4 protein-coding genes and 1 pseudogene are annotated in these 5,642 nt (G+C 46.2%); all 5 read right to left on the reverse strand.

Annotation, left to right across the window (positions count from 1 at the left end; genetic code table 11):
• Positions 1–619 (reverse strand): annotated as a pseudogene (locus TW83_RS11645) (IS481 family transposase); the annotation flags it as partial.
• Positions 620–730: 111 nt separating this feature from the next.
• The gene (locus TW83_RS19805; protein ID WP_084697421.1) at positions 731–1,525 is read right to left on the reverse strand and encodes a Stf0 family sulfotransferase; all 795 of its coding nucleotides are present in this window, start codon (positions 1,523–1,525) and stop codon (positions 731–733) included.
• A 13-nt stretch (positions 1,526–1,538) separates the two neighbouring features.
• On the reverse strand, positions 1,539–2,264 hold the full coding sequence (locus tag TW83_RS11650) for a CatB-related O-acetyltransferase (RefSeq protein WP_045982947.1): 726 nt from the start codon (positions 2,262–2,264) through the stop codon (positions 1,539–1,541).
• Positions 2,264–4,831 carry a glycosyltransferase gene (locus tag TW83_RS19810; protein ID WP_084697423.1) on the reverse strand — a complete coding sequence of 856 codons (2,568 nt, stop codon included), beginning with the start codon at positions 4,829–4,831 and terminating at the stop codon, positions 2,264–2,266. Before TW83_RS19810 ends, TW83_RS11650 begins: the two co-directional genes overlap by 1 nt.
• An 89-nt stretch (positions 4,832–4,920) precedes the next feature.
• Positions 4,921–5,292 (reverse strand): hypothetical protein, encoded by a 372-nt coding sequence (locus TW83_RS20575; protein WP_157001517.1) that lies wholly within the window; start codon positions 5,290–5,292, stop codon positions 4,921–4,923.
• Between the last annotated feature and the right edge of the window lie 350 nt (positions 5,293–5,642).

The raw sequence follows: 5,642 nt of genomic DNA on the forward strand, positions 1-5,642 counted from the left end.
CCCGAGCTAGGACGTTGTCGGTCAGCACGCGGGTGATCGTCATCGGCGCAGCGCGTTCCAGATCGCGCAGAAACCGGCGGGCGTTGGCAGCGGTTTTCGCCGGGTAGATGCGCACGAAGACCCACCGCGTAGCGCGGTCGATGGCGACGAACAGATATCGGCGACGGTCCTCGTCCGCCATCTGCGGCAGGTATTTCACATCGACATGGAGGTAGCCCGGCTCATAGGCCTTGAAGGCCCCGTGCGCAGGTCGTGGCAAGGCAGGCTTCAAAGCGCGCAGATTGCCCACGCCATGCCGGCGCAGGCAGCGGTCCAGCCCGGAACGCGAGACATGAGGGTTCAGGAACTCCCGCACCACCGACAGGAGGTCATCCAGCGGTAGCAGCAACGACTTGCGCAGCGCTACTGCCACAGCTTCTTGCGCGGGCGTGAGCGTTGTCTGAATCCGGTGCGCAGTATGGCTGCGGTCATCGACGCTTTCCCGGCTCCGCCACTACCAGACTGTCTGCATGGAGATTCCGTAGTGCTCCGCCCCCCTCCTGGCCGGCTCCGTGCTTGCCTGGATCGCGGCCCGTATCATCGGTGTTGTTGCTGACTGCTTGTGAAGAGAAATCAGCATCCTCACCTCCCGTCCCGAAGCTCGCCCAGGATCGATCTTGCCACGAAGAGCGCGGTCCGGCGAGGGTCTATATGATCATCCAGGATGGAACAGCTAATAGCCCAGGAAAAATCAAAGTTTTACCATGACGCTACGAAGTTCGGAGATAAAATTTTGACAAAACATGATATTCGTACTGTCAGCCTGCCGAGTTATTTTTGGACTATTAGGAGACCAGTCCGATAAATCTAAGCTAATAGATTTTCCTATATTATTAACACAGCCATACGGATCTCTTACAACATCTTCGTAGAGTGCCTCAGTAAAGCTATCGCCGATGGTCTTGGATACTAGGGGTATTAAAGAATTCGCCTGATTAATGCTAGAGATAATTTTATCAATACTTTTAAAATCATAGGAAGGGGTTATAGCATCCCCCTTCTGAGAGCTAGTCCATCTTCTTGTTTGATGCGCGATCCAATGCGAAACCGCCTGAGATACAACATCAGATCGCTTAATGTGAATAATATTTACAGACGGGAACATATTTAAAATTCCACTCCTGCTTAACATCGTTATCTGGTCCCAAGAGGCCTTAATTCCAAAGCGACCATCTTTTGAGAATCTTCCAAATACGTAGCTTATGTAATCAGGAAGGCTATTTATGCCCTCTCTTTCCGCTGTTCTCCTTATTGTATCATGGTTCAGCGATTCATTGAATCCACCAATTTTTGCTGTTTGATTAAGATAATCCGCAAGAAGATTTGACCCACATCTATTGGTAAAAGCCATAACAGTTAGCGGCTTTTCAAAAACCGGCTCGGGACCCCGAAAAAATGCATTACTAGAAAAATAATGCAAGATCTCTTTTTCATGAACACCTGGCTGAGCTAACGTGTCTCGAATGGAATGCTTTTCTGATAGCATTGTTGGTTACTCCTTAGTAATTCTGCAAGTTCAATGAGGAGAAGTTATACTCTTCGTTTTTATCGAGCTTCGCAACTCCAGTTATAAAGTCATGTGGCTTCGAAGCGTCCAAATGTGAGAGCTGCCAAGGCGCAAATCGCCACCACCTAACTTTTAAGTAAGAGGAAATAAGACTAGGAGCGATTCTAAATTTCTTAATTGTGGCTGGATTACCAGCCACAACCGAGTATGGTGGTACATCTTTTGTTACAACTGCGCCTGCCGCTACAACCGCACCATCGCCAATAGTCACCCCTGCATTAATTAGTGCTCCATGGCCGATCCAAACATCATTGCCGATTGTTGTTATTCTTGCCCTAGTTGCGGGTTCGGAGTTATTAAACTTATAAGATTTGTATTCAGTAGATCCGGAAAATCCAGCAGATAGAGAAAAGATTTTATCGCCAAGGTAAAATGCTGGGCTTGTACTAGCCCAAGTCATAGGGTGATTTTGCCTTCCGATTTGAACATCTTCACCGAAAGAACAATAGCGCCCTATATGTGCGGCACAACAGTACCCTGATACCTGATATGAAAATGCTCCTAGCCGTAATAAATACTCATATGTAGTCCACTTTAAGCTACACGGAGCCTCCAGATAGGTATTTCTGGGCAAAGTAACGGTATCCCCAGCACCTCTTGCTAGAGTTTCAATGCCAAGGTCTCTTAGCTCTGTAATAGAAATTTGCACTGTCGACATTAATTTGCTCTCCCGGTGGCTGTGCTAAGGCGCAACTTATAATCCCCATCACAGCGGGGTTCGACAAATATAGAATCCATAATTTTATCAACATCTGAGACTGCTGCGTCTAATGGAATAACCCCCCCTTTTTGGGAGACAAGCGAAGCAGCATAAACTGCGTCGCCTTGGGCACCAATATTAAATGCGAAGACTGGCAATCCGGTCGCTAGAGCTTCGTGCGTCGTATAGGAAAAGGTCTCAGGCCATACGGATGGAATAAGCCAACGACTTATTCCATATCGGTTAACAAGAGCTGGGATGTCTTCAACTCTATAGTCGCCGTGCACATGCGCGGAAGGCGCTAGAACATATGTGGGGTCTATGTTTCCAACTACAACAATCTTTGCTCGTTTGTTCATCGATAAATTTTCCGAGAGCTTGCTCAATACGGCGGCACCCTTTTGATGGCCTATATTTCCTAACACCCCAATTACAGGAATGCCATCGTTAGATCTCCCGGCTTTTACAACGGGAACTTTACTCAATAGTTTATGTGGGATGATCTGTAATTTATTCTTGGACTGAGGGTATGCTCGGCAGACTAGCTCACCGCTGTTTTCAGAGAAAACAATAACAGCTGTGGCATATTCTAATAGCCTGCCCCAAGCAGAACGCCAATCAGCTAGGGTAACTAAAGTTCCATCTGGACGTTCGGCAATATGCGCTGAATCAGTGTCAGTATCTGGCATAGGCAAGCCGTGATACGATCCGTCGCTGCTTAGCAGGGTGTAGGAAGGGCTAAGAGGCAGGAAATCGTGAATTAGAACCTCAATCTGATCCTGCTGCCCACGCGCTAACGAAATAAGAAATTCTGGAATGCTTATTGGATCTTGATCGCCAACGCCGCATGAGTAGATTATCTTGCGAACTGGCAGAGTTGACAGAAGATTTTTTATAAAATCTGTGTCGTCACTTTCACCACGAGTTATGCCATAATTAGTATGGAGTTCAATCTGCCAGCGTGACAAGCCGCCAACACGCAAAACAATTGCAGCATTTCCGATATTCAGATCATTTATTAGCCGGTTTTGAAGGTAATGCTCTGCTCCTCCACCCATATCATGGGCTAGATAAACTGGAACCGCGCTTGTCTGGCGTATACCAGCCCAAGCGATACCTAAGGCAAGGCGGGACGTTCCTAGCGGATCAACGTGTATGAAATCTTGCACGTCAGCATCGTAATTTGGATAGCGCTTAGCTATTGTTTGATTATTTTTACGGATTAGCTTCATTTTTTCATCCGAACCAAAGGAAGTGCCGCCTCTATGCTCGACAAATAGTCCGCCTAGACCGAGATGTCGCCCGCCTTTTTGTCGTACGCGCTGACACCAATCTACTTCCTCTCCATAACCACGGCCGAAATGTATATCTAATTCTGGAAACTTTCTTAAAAAATCAATGTGCATTGCCATGCAGAATCCGACACCCGTCGGAGCATCTCCAATGCTGGCACTTGCAGAGAAAAGTGACGCAATTCTATCAATAGCATCAGCCTCGCCAGGAAGTAAATCTATGCGTTGACAAATGGCGGGAACATTAAATATCTCAGCATCGTTCGACATGGGCGTCACTGTAGCAATATCGTCATATCGTAATAATGGAGATATTAATCTACTGGCCCAGGATTCAGGAACAAAGGCGTCCGAATTTAACAAAACAACATGGTTGCCAAAAGGTAAAGCAGCTGCAAAAGCGCGATTTACTGATCGGATAAACCCCAGATTACTTTTATTTTCGAGCACGGTAATTTGTAACGCGACTTTGGATTCGAGCTCTCCGTGCCACTTTCGTAGCCACGGTCGCACTTGAGGGTCAGTGGAGCAATCCTCAACTATAATTAGACGCCAAGGTAGATCCGTGTATTTTAGTACTCGTTCCAATACTTCAGGGAGAAGCTCAAAGGCGTTATAGACAGGTAGGACAATCGTGATGCCACTTTGCACTTGAGCATCTGCCCCGTCATCTCTTTCGGTAGCTGTGTCAGAAAAGAGCAGCGAGTTTAGGCGTCCGGACCGTGGAATAGCGTTTAGCCCAAGTGCGAATTTTATTCGCTTCGCTGATCTTGCATCGCGATACACCAGCCAATGAAGTATAGCGGGGAGAACTCTAATTGCGTCGCGCAGAAATGCACCGAATAAAGTTTTTTTCAGATTGTGCGTTGACATCTTTGGCAGTGTATACATGTGGCGAACGCCTATGATATCTGCCCAAAAAACCGTATGGCTTTCACTAAATGGAATTTCCAGCATGAACCCAGGTGTTCTGAACCTCACTTCACCGAGCTCAGTAGCGACGTCTTCACGGGTGATGTTCGGCACGCATTCGACAGCTTGCTCGTAGTTTGCAACTCCGACTAGTCCTGATAAAGCCCAACCATCAATCCATATACGACCTTCGCGTACAGTAATGCGATCAATATACCCAAATCTTTCGCCAGCACTATCTAAAAGAGAAAAGCCTGGGTACTCGGCGTACGCATGCCGGCGCGCATATCGATTAAACAAACTTGATATCTGATTAATCATATAGAGTTCACTTCCCCAGGGTGTCTATTAAATATAATTGGTTTATATAATAAATTGTATCATATTAATTTATTATATAAACATGCTTTTTAGATTATGCGCTTTGGCATGGGGTATGCATAGCGTACTCCTCCCAAGTCGAGCCAAAATACAATATGATTAGGAGTCATGGGCATCTCTAGCCGAAATCCGGGAGTATCAAAACCAGTTTCACCCAGATGCTCCAACACGTCTGATCTGTGCATGTGAGGCGCGCGTTCAAGTTTATGGTCAGCGCTAGTTAAACCTACGAGTCTTGATAGCGCCCAGCCTTCAACTATGATGCGGCCATCATTGATTGTTACTACATCGATCTGCCCAATGTGTCTTCCTGCGCTATCTAGAAGTGGGTAATCGAGATTTTCCTGCTGTTGATTAATTCCATCTTTCGAAACTATTTCTAAAGACTGACTTTTATTCATCGTTTCATACCTTTTCTTCTGACTGATTTGTGCACCGAGCAGATGCTTTCTGAGTACACTGCAGCAATACGCGTGCAACTGCACGTATAGCAAGTGTGCGGCGAAGTTCAATGGCAGGTTGAACTTATTTTTAGATGATCTCACAGATACTTTAGGTGGATTTTTTACTGAAAATGGGAAAGAAGCTTATCTCAGGTAAAAAATATCTCCAGTCAAGTAATATTAAGAGCGTTAAAATGGCTATTGCATTGACAGGTTTCGACATAATTGCTTATTGTATTAGCTTTGCTGCCTGCCAGAGGTCTTTTAGTGACTAGAGCCGGCATTTGGTTAGGCTCCAGACCCATTGA

The organism is Paracoccus sp. S4493, assembly GCF_000967735.1.
Classification (GTDB): Bacteria; Pseudomonadota; Alphaproteobacteria; order Rhodobacterales; family Rhodobacteraceae; genus Paracoccus; species Paracoccus marcusii.